Genomic DNA, 15,561 nt, shown 5'->3' on the forward strand with positions numbered 1-15,561 from the left:
TGTGAAGGGGGCGCACCCCGCAAAGCCGCAGGGTGCGCCGGAAAGGGCTTACTTGACCTTGACCACGAAGTTCATCGTCAGCGTGGCGCCGGACGCCAAGCTGCCGGGCTGGAGGCCCGTGGTCGCCGTGTCGTCCACAGCCACATAGAAGTCGGTGCCGGTGGTCGGCGCGGTGGTGCTCCAGCTCGTGCCGTTGGTGCTGTAGATCACCGTGCCCGTGCCGCTGCCCGAGACCGACACGAAGGTCGTGTTGGTGTTCAGGCTGTCCTTCAGGGAGAAGTTCTTGACGGCCGTGTTGTAGTTGTTCTTGGCGACGATGGCGTAGTAGATGGTGTCCTGAGGGTTGGCGTCGGCGTTGAGCTTCTCTCCCGCCACCTGGCTGGGCGCGCTGCCGACCTTCTGGTACTTGTTCACGGTCACGCCGCCCACCGTCTTCACGGCGATCTCGTCGTTGGTGTCGTTCACAACCACGCCACTGTAGTTGGCCGTGGCCCTTTGATTGAAAACGACATCGGGGTTGATGCCGCCCGTGGTGCCGTTCGTGGCGGCTGCCGCCGAGGGCACGTCCACGACGGCGTACACCGTGAGGCTGGAGTTGCTGGAAACCAGCTTGGTGATGTACTGGCCGCTGCTGTTCTTGGTCAACTCGGTGCCGTCCGCGTAGTAGTAGCGGACAGGCGTCGTCGCGGTGCCGCCGCTCGTCGTGGCAAACGTCACGGTGGTGTTGTCCAGGGTGTAGGTGTCGTTGTACTCACCCGTGTTCTTGAGCAGCATTGGGAAGACGGCGGTAGCGTCGGTGTTCACCCCAGCGTCGGTGACGGGTGCGGCCGAGACGCTGCCCGCGGGGTCGACCCACTGCGACGCGTTGCCAGGCCCCTTGTCGCCGGGCGTCGGGGTGCCGCTGTTGTTATCGCCGAACAGCAGGCCGGGCGGCATAATCCGGTCGGTGGTCGTAGCGTCCGCCGTGACCCCCAACGCGGCGGCCTTGTTGCCCGAGCTGATGCCAATTAGGATTGTGGTCGACACGGGGTCGGTGGAGCTGATGGGGAAGCTGCTGACCTGGATGCGGTACGAGACGCTGCCACTCGCCGGAGCCGTCACCGTAGGGTAGCCGCCGACGAGCGGCAGGGCGGCGCCCGTGCTGCTGAGGAAGCGAACGACCGTGCCGTCGGGGAGCGTGAAGGAGCCGTCGCCGTTGTTGGTGCCGATGGGGTTGCCGGTGTTGTCCGTCGGGAACAGCTTCACCGTGTCATTCATCGCCCCCGTGTTGTTGACCTGGTTCTTGAAGGTCACGGTGGTCACGCCCGAGGGGGGATAGGCGGTCTGAACGTTGCCGTTAACCCCGATGGACGTGCCCGGGTTGCCCGGCGTGGGGGTCTGGGTGGGATCACCGTAGCCGGGCGTACTGGGATCGCTCGGGTCGCTAGGCGTGCCGGGAGGGCTCACTGGGTTGTTGGGCAGGTTGGGGTCACCTGTCGGCGGGATGATAACGGGACTCCCGGGAGGGGTAGGCACTTCCGTCAGCGTGGGAGTGTAGATCGTCGCGCGGGTGTACTGGAGGTCGCCGTTCGTGGCGGCCGTGCCCGCGGTGTTCTGGTTGGAGCTCTCGTTGCAAGCGGTGAAGCTGACGGCGCTGGCCCCCGTGCTGCCCGCGGGCGCCGTGCCCTTGGGGCTGGCCGAGTACTGTTGCCCCTTGGTGGCGCCGCTCGGGATGGTGATGACCTGAACGATGCGCTTCACACCGCCGTTTGCCAGCGTGACCGAGGTCAGGGCGGTGGAGCTGTCGGCGACGCCGTCATTGTCATCGTCGGCGAAGTATTGAACGCTGGTGGGGGTATTGGCCGTGCCCGTCGTGTCCGCCGTGATGTTGACGACGTAGCTGTCGATGTTGCTGTTGTTGACGACCGTGTACTTGGTGGTCACGGTCTCGCCCGCCAACACGTTCACCTTGTCGTAGTTGGCAGTCGGCGTGGAAGCTGAGGTGTCGTCCGCGCTGCCGTCGCTGTAAACGATGTCGAAGCCGGTGATGGCGTTGACGATGGTCGTCACAACGTTAGAGTCGGTCGAAAGGTTGCCGCCGACAGCCGTATCGGGGTTATCCCAGGTCGCCGTAGCCTTGTTCTGGATACCGGTGCCCGCCGTGGTGCCCGCAGAGGTGGCGAGGGCGCTTCCCGCAGCCAGCGCGGCCATCAGGGCGAAGATCTTCGGGGTTACTTTCATGGCTTCTCCTTGTTGCTTTGGGCACCGGGCCCTGAGCGGCATGTGGGGCAGAACTTCACTTCACCTGGGCGCGGAACCCCAGGGTCTTCTCGGTCCCAGCGGGCAGCGCGGCGATGGTCCAGCGAACCGCCTGGTACTCGTTCGGCTTGACTTCGACCTCTTTGGTGACGGCCCGGCCGTTTTCGGTGACCGTAACCCTCCTCTTAAGGGGGGCGGGGGCGAAGGTCTTGCCGCCATCAATGGAGTACTCAGTGCGAACCCCCTCGGGCGCCGGGCCGTCGGCGGCGATGTAGACCATGCCCGCAGGCACGGGCAGCCGCACTGCGACATTGGTCAGGGGACGAGCGGAGACGTTGCGCGCCGTAATGGTCTGGGCGAGCACGTCGCTGGGGCGCACCTTCACGTAGTTGGGAACACGCTTTTCGGTCGTTTTCCCGGCCACGGTCACCGCCTGGACGAGTGCCTGCGAAAGGCTGAGCGTCAGGGGGGAGCTTCCCTGGGCCAGGGCTGCGGCAGACAGCGAGAACAGAAGGATGGGCAGATGGGGTTTCACGAACAACTCCTTCGGGGGCGAAAAGACCGCGGCGCGGGCTCGTTGCCGGGTCGGCGGACAACTGGCCGTAGGGTAAAGAGGGATTTCTTACACGCCCCTTACCAAGATGAGAAAAATGTGTACGTCCACAGATGCTGCCCTTCTGTAATATTTGCCCTGTTAATGGAAAAAGCGCCATCAAGGCGACGCTTTTCTGGAACCGTTTCCTTAAACTTGGATAAAGGATGGGCTAAAGGTGGACGGCGGGCGCAGTCTTCCCCCCGATGGGGGTATCCGTCATCTGCGCTTGCGCCGAGCAGGGCAGGGTGTTACAAACGCACGGCCCCATCCGCGCCATGCTGAGGGGTACGGAGGTTTCCCCTATGGCCCGTGTCACGCGGTACAGCAAGTTCGAGGGCGAACTCGACCAGCTCGACTCCAGCGAGCTGATGCAGATGATTCAGGAAGCCCTGCTGGGCCAGGGCATGAACGACCCCTACGACCCGGACCCCAACGCGCGCCCGAGCATGGACGACCTATTCGACGCCATTCTGGAGGCATTGGCCGAGCGCGGCATGATCCCCGAAGACATGCTCGCCGAGGCGATGCAGGCCGACGATGTGCGCGAGACCCGGTTGGGCCAGCAGATTGAGCGCCTGATGGACAAACTCCAGCAGGACGGCTTCATCCGCAAGGAGTTCGAGGACCAGGAGGGGCAGGGGGGCGGCCAGGGCCAGAGCGGCGAGGCCAAGTTCCAGCTCACTGACAAGAGCATCGACTTCCTGGGCTACAAGAGCCTGCGCGACCTGATGGGCGGCCTGGGGAGGAGCAGCGCGGGCGCCCACGACACGCGCGAGTACGCCTCCGGCGTCGAGATGACCGGCGAGTTGAAGAACTACGAGTTCGGTGACACCCTGAACCTCGACACGACGGCCACGCTGGGCAACATCATGGGCAAGGGCTTCGACCAACTGGAGGAGTCCGACCTCGTGATCCGGCAGGCGGAGTACAACTCCTCGGCGGCAACGGTCGTCCTGCTCGACTGCTCGCATTCCATGATCCTGTACGGCGAGGACCGCTTCACGCCCGCCAAGCAGGTCGCGCTGGCCCTCGCCCACCTGATCCGCACCCAGTACCCGGGGGACAGCGTCAAGTTCGTGCTGTTCCACGACTTCGCCGAGGAAGTGCCGGTGTCCAAGCTCGCGCAGGCGCAGATCGGGCCTTACCACACGAATACGGCGGGCGGCCTGCGGCTCGCGCAGCAGCTTCTGAAGCGCGAGAACAAGGACATGAAGCAGATCGTGATGATCACCGACGGCAAGCCCTCGGCCCTCACGCTGCCCGACGGCCGCATCTACAAGAACGCCTATGGCCTGGACCCCTACGTGCTGGGGGCGACCCTGCGTGAGGTCGCCAACTGCCGCCGCAGCGGCATCCAGGTCAACACCTTCATGCTCGCCCGCGACCCCGAACTCGTCGGCTTCGTTCGCCGGGTCACCGAGATGACGAAGGGCAAGGCCTACTTCACGACGCCGTACAACATCGGCCAGTACGTGCTGATGGACTTCATGACGAATAAGACGAAGATGGTGAATTAGGGGTCAGCGGTCAGCAAAAGAAGAAAGAGAGGGGGAGTCTGCGCGCGGCGGCCTCTCCCCTCTTCTCTTTCTGATGGCTGAACGCGGACGGCTGCCTACATCTTCACGAACATCGGCGGCTTCACGCCCACCATGCGGGCCATCATCCAGATCTGGCCCTTGTGATGCGCCTCGTGGGCGATCAGGGCGTCGAGCAGGGCGGAGACGGGCATCTCGCGGCCCCCGAAGGCGGGCACCCGGCGGGCGAGGTCCTCGGGCGTCAGGGCGCGCATGGCCTCGGCGGCGCTCTCGGTCGTGGCGGCGAGACGGTCCCGGGCCTCCTGAAGCGTGGTGCTGCCACCGCCGGGAGCCGGACGTGCAGGGGCCTGACCCGCAATCATGCTACTGAACATCTGGCTGCTTCCCGCCAGGTGGTCGGCGAGGCCGATAAAGCTCATGCCGCCCTCCCAGGCGGAGAACCCGCCCTGCTCGTCGGGCAACTGGGCGTAGAGGTCCATCAGGGCACTGCGGTGCGACTGGAAGGTGCGGGCGTAGATTTCGGAGGCAGGAATGGGCATGCGGGCAGGATAGTGCCTCTCAGCCGGGACGCCGCCGCAACTCGTCCCGAATCTCGGCGAGCAGCTTTTCCTCGTTGCTGGGCTCAGCCACGGCGGGTTTGTCCTCCCGCTTGAAGTACTCGTTGAGGCGATTGATGGGCGTGACCACCAGGAAATACAGGATGGCCGCCACGATCAGGAAGTTGAGGATCGCAGTGATAAAGGCGCCGTAATCGAAGACGGCCCCATTGACCGTGAAGGTCCCGCCGACCCTGGCCCCACCCCCGGTGATGGCCTTGATCAGCGGGTTGATGAACCCGTTGGAAAAGGCGTTGACCACCGCGGTAAAGGCCGCACCGATCACGATGCCCACCGCGAGATCCACCACATTGCCGCGCAGGATAAATTCCCGGAATCCTCGCACCATGGTTGAGCTTTACACCTGGGTGCAAGCGGAACAATCGGGGAAGATACGGTTGGGCTAGACAGGCGAGGGAGGCGCGACGGACCGAGGACTCACGCCTGCCCGCGCCCCTCCTTGACCGCGTGGGCGCTCATGCCCCACTGGTGGCCGCTGGAGCTGACGCCCTCCAGAATCACCCGGGCCAGTTCCCCCAGCGTCGCGCCGCCCGCCCGCACATCCATGCGGAATTCGTTTCGCAGCTCGGTCAGGCTCACGTCGTCCAGCATCAGCTCGGTGCCGTAACGCAGGGTGGTCGGCGGGACGATGAGAAGGTCGGCCTCGCCGGGCCTCACCGCGTGGCGGAAGCAGCGGCCCGTCAGCAGGCCAGCCACCGTGGTGACCCGCCCGAAGGTCTTGTTCTCCACCGCCCGGACCTCAATTTCCAGGCCCTCGATCTGGCGCAGCGGCTCCACCGCCCGGTCCAGAGACTCCGCGAATAGCAGCCCCGTCCCCAGAATCACCTTGCGCGGGATGGGCAGCGCGGCGGGCAGGTCCGGCAGCCCCTCCGTCAGGAAGTCGCGGATCATGCCCACGCCGTTCTCCAGCATGGGGAAACCCTCGTACTCCTCCTCGGTGGGAAGGGGTTCCCCGGCCAGCAGATACAACTCGTCGGAGGGGAAGACGAAGCGGGTGCCGCGCTCCGCCAGGAACTGCCTGCGCCAGCGGTTCAGGCGGGCCAGCGTGTCCTGCGCCTCCTCCCGGGAGAAGGTCCGCACATCGGGAAGGTTCTTGCGGTGCCCGGTCAAGCCGATGGGCACCACCGCCGCTGAGATCACGTTGGGGCGGGAGGACAGGTACTCGACCGTCTCATCCAGATGCTCGCGGTCGTTGCGCCCCGGCACGAGGACGATCTGGGTGTAGAGGTCGATGGGCTCCAGCCGCTCGATCATGGACCTGATCTGCACGGCCTGCGGGTCCTTGACCTTGAGCTTCCACCACTTCATCAGGTCCTGGCGCAGGTCCTGGTTGGCGGTGTGAACCGAGACATACAGCGGCGAAAGGTTCTCGTCGAGAATCCGGTTGATGTCGCCCTCGGTCAGGTTGGTCAGCGTCACGAAGGAGCCGTACAGGAACGACAGGCGGTAGTCATCGTCCATGATGTACAGGCTCTTGCGAAAGCCCCGCGGCATCTGATGGACGTAGCAGAAGTCGCACTTGTTCGCGCACTTCTTGATGCCGTCGAAGAGAACTTCCTCGAACTCCAGGCCGGGGTCCTCCCACTCCACGTCGAAGGTGAAGGTGGGCGCCGCCGGGTCATAGGCGAGCATGTGATGGTCCTGCGCCACGCCCAGCACGCCGCTGAGGACGGAGGGGCGCGAGGCGGGGCGGCTGATCTCCAGCGTCGCCCGTCCCTGCGAGAGGCGGTGGCGGTAGGCGAGCACGTCCGTCACGGGTTCGCCATTGACCCGAAGAAGCAGGTCACCGGGACGCACACCCGCCCTCTCGGCGGGGCTGCCCGGCTCGACCATTTTGATGGGGGCAGGAAAAATCTGTTCCTGCTCCTGAAGTTGCTGCGCTGCTGTCACGTTATCCCCCAGTCGGGACACGCACGGCCCCGTTCAAACAGGGAAGTTTAACAAGGGGGCGGGGAGGGTGGATGTGAGACGGCTTCCCCTTCGGCCCCTCAGCCCACCTGCCGCAGCAGGTTGACCGTCTCGATCATGGCGAGGGTGGCCTCTGCTCCCTTGTTTCCAGCCTTGATTCCGGCGCGGTTGAGGGCCTGCTCGACCGTCTCGGTGGTCAGCACGCCGAAGGCGATGGGCACGCCCGTGTGCAGGGAGGAGTTCAGGATGCCGCTCGCCGCGCCGCCCGCCACGAACTCGTAGTGGTCGGTGTCGCCCCGGATGACGGCGCCCAGGCACACCACCGCGTCGTACCGCCCGGTTTCCGCGAGCTTGCGGGCCACCAGCGGAATCTCGTGCGAGCCGGGCACGATGAAGTGGTCGAGGTTCTCGGTCTTGCCGCCGTGCTGGACGAACGCCAGCTCCACCCCCTCCACGAGGCGGTCCACGATCAGGTGGTTCCAGCGGGTGGAGACGACGGCGAATTTCAGGTCGGTGGCGAGCAGGTTGGCCTCGGTGCGGTTCATGGGAACTCCTGGGAAGGTCAAGTCGGGATGCGGGGACTGTGCGGGGAGGGGAACAAATGCGGCTGGGAAGAGGGGCAGGGGACCAATTCCGGGACGAGCAAGATCCCCCGCCCCTCTTCCCAGCTCTCGCCTACGAGGGGAGCGGGAGGAAAACATCGTTGCTACCGGGCGTTCGCGTTGGCCTCACTCCTCAGGTGGCCGAGTTTCGCAGCTTTAGCGGCGAGGTACGCCGTGTTGTGGACGTTCTGGCCCACGTGCAGGGGGACGCGCTCCGCGACCTCCAGGCCGAAGCCGTTGAGGGAGTGCAGCTTGCGCGGGTTGTTGGTCAGCACGCGGAGCTTCCGGGCGCCCAGCAGGTGCAGCATCTGCGCGCCGATGCCGAAGTCGCGGGCGTCGGCGGGAAAACCCAGGCGCAGGTTCGCCTCCACGGTGTCGGCGCCCCCGTCTTGCAGCCCGTAGGCGCGAATCTTATTCAGCAGGCCGATGCCGCGACCCTCCTGCCGCAGGTAGATCAGGACGCCACGGCCCTCCCCGGCAATCGCGCGCATGGCCGCGTCGCGCTGGGGGCCGCAGTCACAGCGCAGGGAGTGGAAGGCGTCCCCGGTCAGGCACTCGGAGTGAACCCGCACCAGCAGGGGCTCGGGCGTCACCTCGCCCATCACCAGGGCGACGTGTTCGGCCCCCGAGAGGCTGTCCTCGAAGCCGACCAGCCGGAACTCGCCGTACTCGGTGGGCAGCCTCGCCTCGGCGACCAGGGCCATGAAGGGGTCGTGCGCCAGGCGGTAGGCGATCAGCGCCTCGATGGAGCCGACCTTGAGCCCGTGCCGCTTGCCAAAAGCCAGCAGATCGGGCAGACGGCTCATCTCACCGCTGTCGCCCATGATCTCGCAGATCACCCCGGCAGGAGTGAATCCCGCTAGGCGGGCGAGGTCACACCCCGCCTCGGTGTGCCCGGCGCGGCGCAGCACTCCTCCGGCTCGGGCGACGAGCGGGAAGATATGGCCGGGTCGGCGGAAGTCCTGGGGTCTGGCAGCCGGGTCGATCAGGGCGCGAATGGTGGCGGCGCGGTCGAAGGCGCTGATGCCGGTGGAGTTGCTAACGTGGTCCACGCTGACGGTGAAGGCGGTGTCGTTGGGGTCGGTACTCACGCCCGCCATCGGCCCAAGGTCGAGTTCGCGTACCCGCTCGGGGGTCAGGGTCACGCAGATCAGGCCCCGGCCCTCGCGCGCCATGAAGTTGATCCACTCCGGCGTGGCGGCCCCAGCGGGCATAAGCAGGTCGCCCTCGTTCTCCCGGTGCTCGTCGTCCACCAGGATGACCGGGCGGCCCGCGCGCAGTTCGGCGAGGAGGTCGGGGATGGGGGCGAGGCTCACGCACCCACCTCCGTCCTGGGCGTCCAGTCCCGCATTGCCAGCAGGCGCTCCACATACTTCGCCATCTGGTCGGCCTCCAGGTTCACGAGCGTGCCGGGCCGCCAGCTGCCCAGGGTGGTGACCTCCAGGGTGTGCGGCACCAGCCACAGGGTGAACTCGTCCGGTTTGAGGTCGGCGCGGCTCCCCGCCGGGCCGCCCACGTCCACGATAGTCAGGCTCACCCCGTCCACCGTGACGCTGCCCTTGGGCACGAGGTAGCGGGCGAGGTGGGGAGCGGCACGCACCCGCATGGTGTAGGCGCCGGGTTCCTCGCGGACCTCCAGAATCTCACCCGTGCCGTCCACGTGCCCGCTGACGACGTGCCCCCCGAAGCGGCCCGAGGCGGTCATGGCCCGCTCCAGGTTGAGCCGCGCGCCCTCGTACCAGGTGGGGGCCGTCTTGTTCACGGTCTCGCGCGAGAGGTCCACCGTGAAGCCCGCGTCGTCCCAGCCCGTCACGGTCAGGCAGGTGCCCGAGCAGGCGATGGACTCGCCGAGTTCGAGATCCGCCCACATCCGCTCCGGCGCGATGGTAAGGGTGAGGGTGCCGTCCCGCTCGGCGGCGCGGGTGACGCGGCCGACCTGTTCCACAATTCCGGTAAACATCAGTGTTCTCCCAGGACGCCCGGGGCTTCCAGGCGCGGAATGTCGTTCAGCAGACCCGTGACGAGGAGGTCCGGGGCGAGGGATTCGAAGTGCACATCACACAAACCCCGGGCATCCGTCATGGATTGCGCGGCGCTGCTCAGGGGCGGCAGGCCCGTGCCGAGGAGCTTGGGGGCGATGAAGGCCCGCACCTCGTCCACCAGATGCTCGGCAAAGAAGCTGGACGCCAGACGCGGCCCGCCCTCCAGGAGCAGACTGGAGAGGTCCAGCTCCCGCAACTCGCTCAGGGCGTCAGGCAGGGCTTCGGCGCGGACGATGACGGCCCCGACCTCTTCCAGGTGGGCTGTCTCGGCACCGGGCGCCGTGACGATGATCGTGCCGGGACGGAGGGCGCGGGCCGTCATGGGGGTGCGGGCATGGCGGTCGAAGATAACTGCCCGCGGATCACGCCCGCCCTTGATGCCCCGAGTCGTGAGGGCGGGATCGTCACTCAGCACGGTGCCGATACCGACTGCTACGGCGTCCAACTCATCGCGCCATTGCATCACCCGCCCCCGACTCCGAACTGAGGTGACGGCCCCGTTGCCCTCCCCCATCGCCGCGACCTTGCCGTCGAGCGTCATCGCGTACTTGTAGACCACCCAGGGGCGCCCGTGCGTGACGAGGGAGCGAAAGCCCGCCTGCTGGCGCACGGCCTCGGCCTCCTTCACACCGACCGTGACTGCCTTACCCGCCGCGCGCAGCCTCTCCACTCCCCGCCCGGCGACGCGCGGGTCGGGGTCAAGCGCGGCCACGACGACCCGGGCCACGCCCGCCGCGATCAGGGCGTCAGCACAGGGAGGTGTTCTCCCGAAGTGGCTGCACGGTTCCAGGGTCACATAAGCCGCCGCGCCCCGTGCCCGCTCGCCCGCGTTGCGCAGGGCGAGGACCTCGGCGTGGGGCTCACCCGCCCGGGGGTGAAAGCCGCGTCCCACGACCTCTCCCCCTCGGACGATCACGCAGCCCACTGGGGGATTGGGGGCGGTGCGGCCCAGGCCCCGCTCGGCCTCCCGGAGGGCCTGGGCCATGAACTCGGTGTCCGGTCCAACCGACATCTCCTCCACCCGAGCGCCGGGCGGAGCATTCACTTCACACATACGCTGTCGCCACCCGCCGGGGAAGGCGGGGTGACGTTCCTCCTTCTCTCATCCGGACTGTGCCAGCGGCTCCAGGCCCGGGGACGGCCCCGCGCCTTTCTGCCTCTGGTTCACCGTCGGCCCCCGAGTCTCACGGGATCGGGCCTGCGCGTGCTGCAATCTGCGCGGGCTTCGCGGGCTGAGGCTACGCGCCATCACCGCCGGTGGGGAATCTCACCCCGCCCCGAAGGAAGCGGCCCACCCAGGGAGCGGGCCAGGATCAACCTAACACCATCCCCCGGTCCTCCTCTGGGACCGATGTCACCCGCGTCTGAACAGTTCCGGCCCTACGGTTCCATCAGCGCCGCCAGCCCCCGCGAGGCCACATCACGCACACTGAACCTCAGGTAGGGCGTGAGTTCCGTCTCCTCACGGTTCACCTCGATCACGACCCCACCCTCCCGCCGCGTCTCCAGGGCGAGGCCCGCTGCCGGGTACACCACGCCGCTCGTGCCCACGATGAGGGCCACGTCCGCCTCCTGAAAGGCGAGGGTGGCGGCCTCCAGGGCGTCCTCGGGCAGGAACTCCCCGAACCAGACGATGTTGGGGCGCATCCGGGACCCGCAGACCGGACAGGTGGGCGGGGGAGTGAACTCCTCCGGCGCGGGGAGGGGGGCGACCGTGCCGCACAGCTCGCAGCGTGCGGTCGTCAGGTTGCCGTGGAGTTCCACCAGCCGCGCGCTCCCCGCCCGCGCGTGCAGGCCGTCCACGTTCTGGGTGGCGAGGAGGAAGCCCTCCCCCTTCTCGCGCTCCAACTCGGCGAGGAGGTGGTGGGCGGGGTTGGGCTGTGCCCGGGTCACATCGCGGTAGCGGCCCGCGTACCACTCCCACACCGTCTCGGGGTCGTGGTGGTAAGCCCCCGGGCTGGCGAGGTCTTCCGGGCGAAAGCGAGCCCAGTGCCCCGTCTGCGCGTCACGAAAGGTGGGGATGCCGCTCTCGGCGCTCACGCCCGCGCCGGTCAGCACAGCCACACGGCGGGCGGAACGCAGGGCGGCGCGGGCCTCGGCCAAATTCATGCGGTCAGGGTAACGCGCGGCCCGCAGCTTCTGCTCCCCACGAACGTTCCGCCGCGAACTTCACCGTCACGGCCTCGTGACACCGCGCATGTACCGGAAGTACACCCACAGCATCAACGCCTCCAGGCCCGCCGCGCCCAGCGTTCCCAGCAACGCGCGGGCCGAGCTTTCCTCCTCCTGAAGGGTCGAGAAGACCCAGAAGATCGTGAGCACCGGCAGGAAGCACAGGCCGATCATCGAGAGCAGCCCCAGGACCACGGCGATGTACGCGCCCGCCAGGTACAGCCAGTACCCGGAGGTGTCCAGGCGCTCGAAGTCGGGCAGGGGCGGCAGGTCCGGGCACGGGGAACCGGGCGGGCGACGCACCCGGGTCAGCCTCAGGCGCCGCCACGCCCACCCGGCGCACAGGCACAGCCAGACCGGAACGAACAGGGCATGGGTGATACCGATCACCAGCTCGAAAAACCGCCGCTGCCCGGGCGACATGGTGGCGAGGTCGCGCTCGATCCGCTCCCTGCGCGACAGCCCGGAGGAGGACATGGAACCCAGTGACGACTTGAGCATCTTGCTTCCCCTTTCCGAGGAGGGCGCGCCCCGGATGCCCGACCTCCTGCCCGCGCGAACCCGCTGGCTTGAACTTTCCTGGACCCTCAGTATGGGTGGGCCACCCGGGGCGCGACTGTCATGTGGGTCGCCGGGGAGAACTCAGAGGGTTTGCGGAAACACCAGGAACTCCGGCGGCACGGCCCCCACCAGCCACACGCCGTTCGCGCTGAGGAAAAAGACGTGACCAGCGGCGTGCATCTCCCCCGCCCGGACCTCCAGCACGACGGGAGACCCACGCCGGGCGCCGACCCGCCGCGCCGTCTCCCGATCGGGCGAGAGGTGAACGTGGTGCCGCCCCATCTTTTGCAGCCCCTCGCGGTGGATGGCGGGCAGGGCCGCCGGGGAGGTGCCGTGGTACAGCGTCGCCGGTGGGGCGGCGGGCGTCAGGTCCAGATCGACCCGGACGCTGTGTCCCTGGTTCGCCCGTATGCGCTCGCCCTCCAGGGCGAACCTCTGCTTGCTGTTCGTCGCCACCACCCGCTCCAGCCGCTCGCGGGGGACGCGCAGGAAACGCAAGACGGCCTCAACAGGAGCCCAGCCCCCCGGCTCCAGCGTCACGCCCATCTCCCCGGGCGCGTGGCGCAGTAGATACGAGAGGCGGCGGGAGAGTTGCTCGTCGGTCATGCATCAGTGTCGCCCCTCCCGGTTGAATCCACATCGGCCAGCAGGCGAGGGCCAGACCTGGCCGGAAGGGGTAGGCTGCCTCCGTGACTCAGACGAATACGGACACGGCCTGGACCGACCTCCAGACCCGCTTTCAGGAACTCGCCGACCTGGGCGGGATCGGCTCGCTGCTCGGCTGGGACCAGAGCACGTACCTCCCGGCGGGGGCGGCGGCGGGTCGGGCACGGCAGCAGGCCCTCCTCTCCCGGCTGCGCCACGAGCGGGCGACCGATCCGGCCTACGGGCGAGTTCTGGACAGCCTGGCGGAACGCGACGACCTTTCACCCGCGCAGGCCCGCACGCTCGCGGTGGCCCGCAAGAACTTCGAGGAGGCGACCCGCTTCCCCGCCGAATTCGTCGCCGAGTTCAGCCGCCACACGGGCGAGAGCTACGCGGCGTGGACCCAGGCCCGCCCGGCCAACGATTTCGCGCGGATGGTGCCGTACCTGGAAAGGACGCTGGACCTCAGCCTCCAGTCGGCGAGCTACTTCCCGGAGTTCGCGGACCCGATGGACTACTTCATTGACCAGTCGGACGAGGGCATGACCGCCGCGCAGGTCGGGGAGGTGTTCGCGGCCCTGCGCGCGGCGCTCGTGCCGATGGTGGAGGCCGTCACCGAAGCAAAGCCGCCCCGCACCGACTTCCTGCACCGGCACTACCCGGGGCACGAGCAACTGGCCTTCGGGGAGGCCGTGATCCGCGACTACGGGTACGACTTCACCCGCGGGCGGCAGGACCTGACGCACCACCCCTTCATGACCCGGCTGGGCGAGCACGACCTGCGGATCACCACCCGGGTGAAGGAGGACGACCTGGGCGAGGCGCTGTACTCCACCCTGCACGAGTCCGGGCACGCGATGTACGAGCAGGGGGTGGCGGAGGAATTCCTGGGTACCCCGCTGGGCGGCGGCGTCAGCGCGGGCGTCCACGAGAGCCAGTCGCGGCTGTGGGAAAACCTCGTCGGGCGCAGCCGGGCCTTCTGGGCGGCTTACTTCGGCAGGTTCCGGGACGCCTTTCCCGAACAGCTCGCCGACGTGACGGAAGACGAGATGCACCGCGCCGTCAACACCGTCGCCCGCTCGCTGATCCGCACGGACGCCGACGAACTGACGTACAACTTGCACGTCATCACCCGCTTCGAGCTGGAGCGCGAGCTGCTCTCGGGCCGCCTGGCCGTCCGTGACCTCGCCGACGCCTGGCACGCGGCCTACGAGGGGAATCTGGGGCTGCGCGCACCCAGCGATGTGAACGGCGTGTTGCAGGATGTCCACTGGTACTTCGGGCGTATCGGGGGAATGTTCCAGGGCTACACCCTGGGCAACGTGCTCAGCGCCCAGTTCTACGCCGCCGCCGAGCGGGCCAACCCGGGGCTGGAAGGTGACATCGCCCGCGCCGACTTCACCCGGCTGCACGGCTGGCTGCGGGAGAACGTGTACGCGCCGGGCCGCCTGTACACCCCCAACGCACTCGTCGAGCGCGCGACCGGGCAGCCCATGACGGTCGAGCCGTACCTGACGTACCTGCGGGAGAAGTACGCGGCGCTGTATGGGGTGACGCTCGACTAAACGGCCCGCACGTGCGCGAGCATCAGCTCGGCGGTCGCCCGCAGCGCGTCCGTGTGCGTGCGCTCGTAGGCGTGGCTGGCGTCCACGCCGGGGCCGATCAGTGCCACCGGGTAATCGCCCCCTGCCCGCCACGCGGCGGTGCCGTCGCTGGAGTAGTAGGGGTAGAGGTCCACCTTCAGGTCCAGCCCCGCCCGCCGCGCCGCCGCGCGCATCCGGTTGCCCAAGGCGTGGTCGTACGGCCCGCCGCTGTCGGCCACGCAGAGGGTGACGTGATGCTCGCTGCTCGTCTGCCCCTCGCCCACGGCGGCCATGTCCACCGCGACGAGTTCATCGGTGTGGGCGGGAATCCCGGTCGCGGCCCCGTGCCCGACCTCCTCGTAGGTGGTGACGTGGAAGGCGACGGTGTGGGTGGGGGCCTGTTCCAGCAGGGCGCGGGTCACGCCCAGAAATACGGCGACGGCCGCCTTGTTGTCGAGGTGGCGGCTCTTGATGTACCCCGCGTCCGTCAGCTCCGCACGCGGGTCGAGGCTCACGAAGTCGCCCACCTCGATCCCGAGGGCCCGCGTCTCGGCGTCGGATGAGGTGCGGGCGTCCAGCCGGACCTCCATCACCGCCTGCTCGCGTTTGAGGTCACGCAGGGCGGCCCCGTGGACATGGGTACTCTGACGCGTGTTCACGATGGTCCCGGTCATGACCGCCCCGTTCTGAAGGTGAATCCGCACGTACTCGCCCTCGACCGTCGCCCAGTCATACCCACCGAGCATCGCCAGCCGCAGCCGCCCACACTCCTTGACCTCCTTGACCATCGCGCCCAGGGTGTCCACGTGGCCGCTGAAGGTGGTGTGAGACGCCCCCGCCGTTCCCGCGACCTCCCAGGTCAGCGCGCCCTTCTTGCTGCGGCGGTGCGGCACGCCGAGCGCGTCCAGTTCCGCCTCCAGCAGCCGCACGGCGGCGTCGGTGAAGCCGGTGGGGCTGGGCGTGTTCAGCAGGCGCAGGAGGAGGTCCGTGGTGTACGGCAGGTCGAACACCGGGCGGGCGGGGGAAACGGTCATGGGGGCATGATAGCCAGGGGCGCAAGCCT

At 67.9% G+C, this 15,561-nt stretch carries 15 protein-coding genes and 1 riboswitch; of the genes, 2 read left to right on the forward strand and 13 right to left on the reverse strand.

Annotation, left to right across the window (positions count from 1 at the left end; translation table 11 throughout):
* Nucleotides 1-48: 48 nt before the first annotated feature.
* On the reverse strand, nt 49-2,220 hold the full coding sequence (locus tag F784_RS0114160; RefSeq protein WP_019587387.1) for a beta strand repeat-containing protein: 2,172 nt from the start codon (nt 2,218-2,220) through the stop codon (nt 49-51).
* 55 nt (nt 2,221-2,275) lie between these two features.
* Nucleotides 2,276-2,773 carry a DUF11 domain-containing protein gene (locus tag F784_RS0114165; protein WP_019587388.1) on the reverse strand — a complete coding sequence of 166 codons (498 nt, stop codon included), beginning with the start codon at nt 2,771-2,773 and terminating at the stop codon, nt 2,276-2,278.
* Nucleotides 2,774-3,135: 362 nt separating this feature from the next.
* On the opposite strand from F784_RS0114165, the gene F784_RS0114170 reads away from it, so the two are divergent.
* Nucleotides 3,136-4,350, forward strand: a complete 1,215-nt coding sequence (locus F784_RS0114170) for a vWA domain-containing protein (RefSeq protein WP_019587389.1) — start codon at nt 3,136-3,138, stop codon at nt 4,348-4,350.
* Nucleotides 4,351-4,445: 95 nt separating this feature from the next.
* On the opposite strand, the gene F784_RS0114175 is transcribed toward F784_RS0114170, so the two are convergent.
* The 10 genes from F784_RS0114175 to F784_RS0114220 form a co-directional block, all read right to left on the reverse strand.
* Nucleotides 4,446-4,907, reverse strand: coding sequence for a DinB family protein (locus F784_RS0114175; protein ID WP_019587390.1), 462 nt, complete (start codon nt 4,905-4,907; stop codon nt 4,446-4,448).
* Nucleotides 4,908-4,926: 19 nt separating this feature from the next.
* Entirely contained in the window at nt 4,927-5,313 is a 387-nt protein-coding gene (mscL, locus tag F784_RS0114180) for a large conductance mechanosensitive channel protein MscL (RefSeq protein ID WP_019587391.1), read from the reverse strand.
* Between the two features lie 89 nt (nt 5,314-5,402).
* Entirely contained in the window at nt 5,403-6,818 is a 1,416-nt protein-coding gene (locus F784_RS0114185) for a DUF512 domain-containing protein (RefSeq protein ID WP_425387115.1), read from the reverse strand.
* Nucleotides 6,819-6,973: 155 nt separating this feature from the next.
* Nucleotides 6,974-7,438 carry a 6,7-dimethyl-8-ribityllumazine synthase gene (ribH, locus tag F784_RS0114190; RefSeq protein ID WP_019587393.1) on the reverse strand — a complete coding sequence of 155 codons (465 nt, stop codon included), beginning with the start codon at nt 7,436-7,438 and terminating at the stop codon, nt 6,974-6,976.
* A gap of 161 nt (nt 7,439-7,599) precedes the next feature.
* Nucleotides 7,600-8,811 carry a bifunctional 3,4-dihydroxy-2-butanone-4-phosphate synthase/GTP cyclohydrolase II gene (locus tag F784_RS0114195; RefSeq protein WP_019587394.1) on the reverse strand — a complete coding sequence of 404 codons (1,212 nt, stop codon included), beginning with the start codon at nt 8,809-8,811 and terminating at the stop codon, nt 7,600-7,602.
* Nucleotides 8,808-9,455, reverse strand: coding sequence for a riboflavin synthase (locus F784_RS0114200; RefSeq protein ID WP_019587395.1), 648 nt, complete (start codon nt 9,453-9,455; stop codon nt 8,808-8,810). The genes F784_RS0114195 and F784_RS0114200 overlap by 4 nt, the downstream gene beginning before the upstream one ends.
* Nucleotides 9,455-10,549 (reverse strand): bifunctional diaminohydroxyphosphoribosylaminopyrimidine deaminase/5-amino-6-(5-phosphoribosylamino)uracil reductase RibD, encoded by a 1,095-nt coding sequence (ribD, locus tag F784_RS0114205; protein WP_019587396.1) that lies wholly within the window; start codon nt 10,547-10,549, stop codon nt 9,455-9,457. Before ribD ends, F784_RS0114200 begins: the two co-directional genes overlap by 1 nt.
* A 78-nt stretch (nt 10,550-10,627) precedes the next feature.
* A riboswitch (FMN riboswitch) is annotated at nt 10,628-10,826 on the reverse strand.
* A gap of 91 nt (nt 10,827-10,917) precedes the next feature.
* Entirely contained in the window at nt 10,918-11,646 is a 729-nt protein-coding gene (locus F784_RS0114210) for an SIR2 family NAD-dependent protein deacylase (protein WP_019587397.1), read from the reverse strand.
* A gap of 66 nt (nt 11,647-11,712) precedes the next feature.
* Nucleotides 11,713-12,186: a hypothetical protein gene (locus tag F784_RS0114215; protein WP_157465269.1), complete on the reverse strand. Its 474-nt coding sequence runs from the start codon at nt 12,184-12,186 to the stop codon at nt 11,713-11,715.
* Between the two features lie 165 nt (nt 12,187-12,351).
* Nucleotides 12,352-12,876 carry an RNA 2'-phosphotransferase gene (locus tag F784_RS0114220; protein ID WP_019587399.1) on the reverse strand — a complete coding sequence of 175 codons (525 nt, stop codon included), beginning with the start codon at nt 12,874-12,876 and terminating at the stop codon, nt 12,352-12,354.
* Nucleotides 12,877-12,959: 83 nt separating this feature from the next.
* Between F784_RS0114220 and F784_RS0114225 the strand changes: the two genes are divergently transcribed.
* Nucleotides 12,960-14,480, forward strand: coding sequence for a carboxypeptidase M32 (locus tag F784_RS0114225; protein ID WP_019587400.1), 1,521 nt, complete (start codon nt 12,960-12,962; stop codon nt 14,478-14,480).
* On the opposite strand, the gene F784_RS0114230 is transcribed toward F784_RS0114225, so the two are convergent.
* Nucleotides 14,477-15,532, reverse strand: coding sequence for a M42 family metallopeptidase (locus F784_RS0114230; protein WP_019587401.1), 1,056 nt, complete (start codon nt 15,530-15,532; stop codon nt 14,477-14,479). The genes F784_RS0114225 and F784_RS0114230 overlap by 4 nt on opposite strands.
* Nucleotides 15,533-15,561: the final 29 nt, after the last annotated feature.

The sequence above is a fragment of the Deinococcus apachensis DSM 19763 genome (assembly GCF_000381345.1).
GTDB classification, from domain to species: domain Bacteria; phylum Deinococcota; class Deinococci; order Deinococcales; family Deinococcaceae; genus Deinococcus; species Deinococcus apachensis.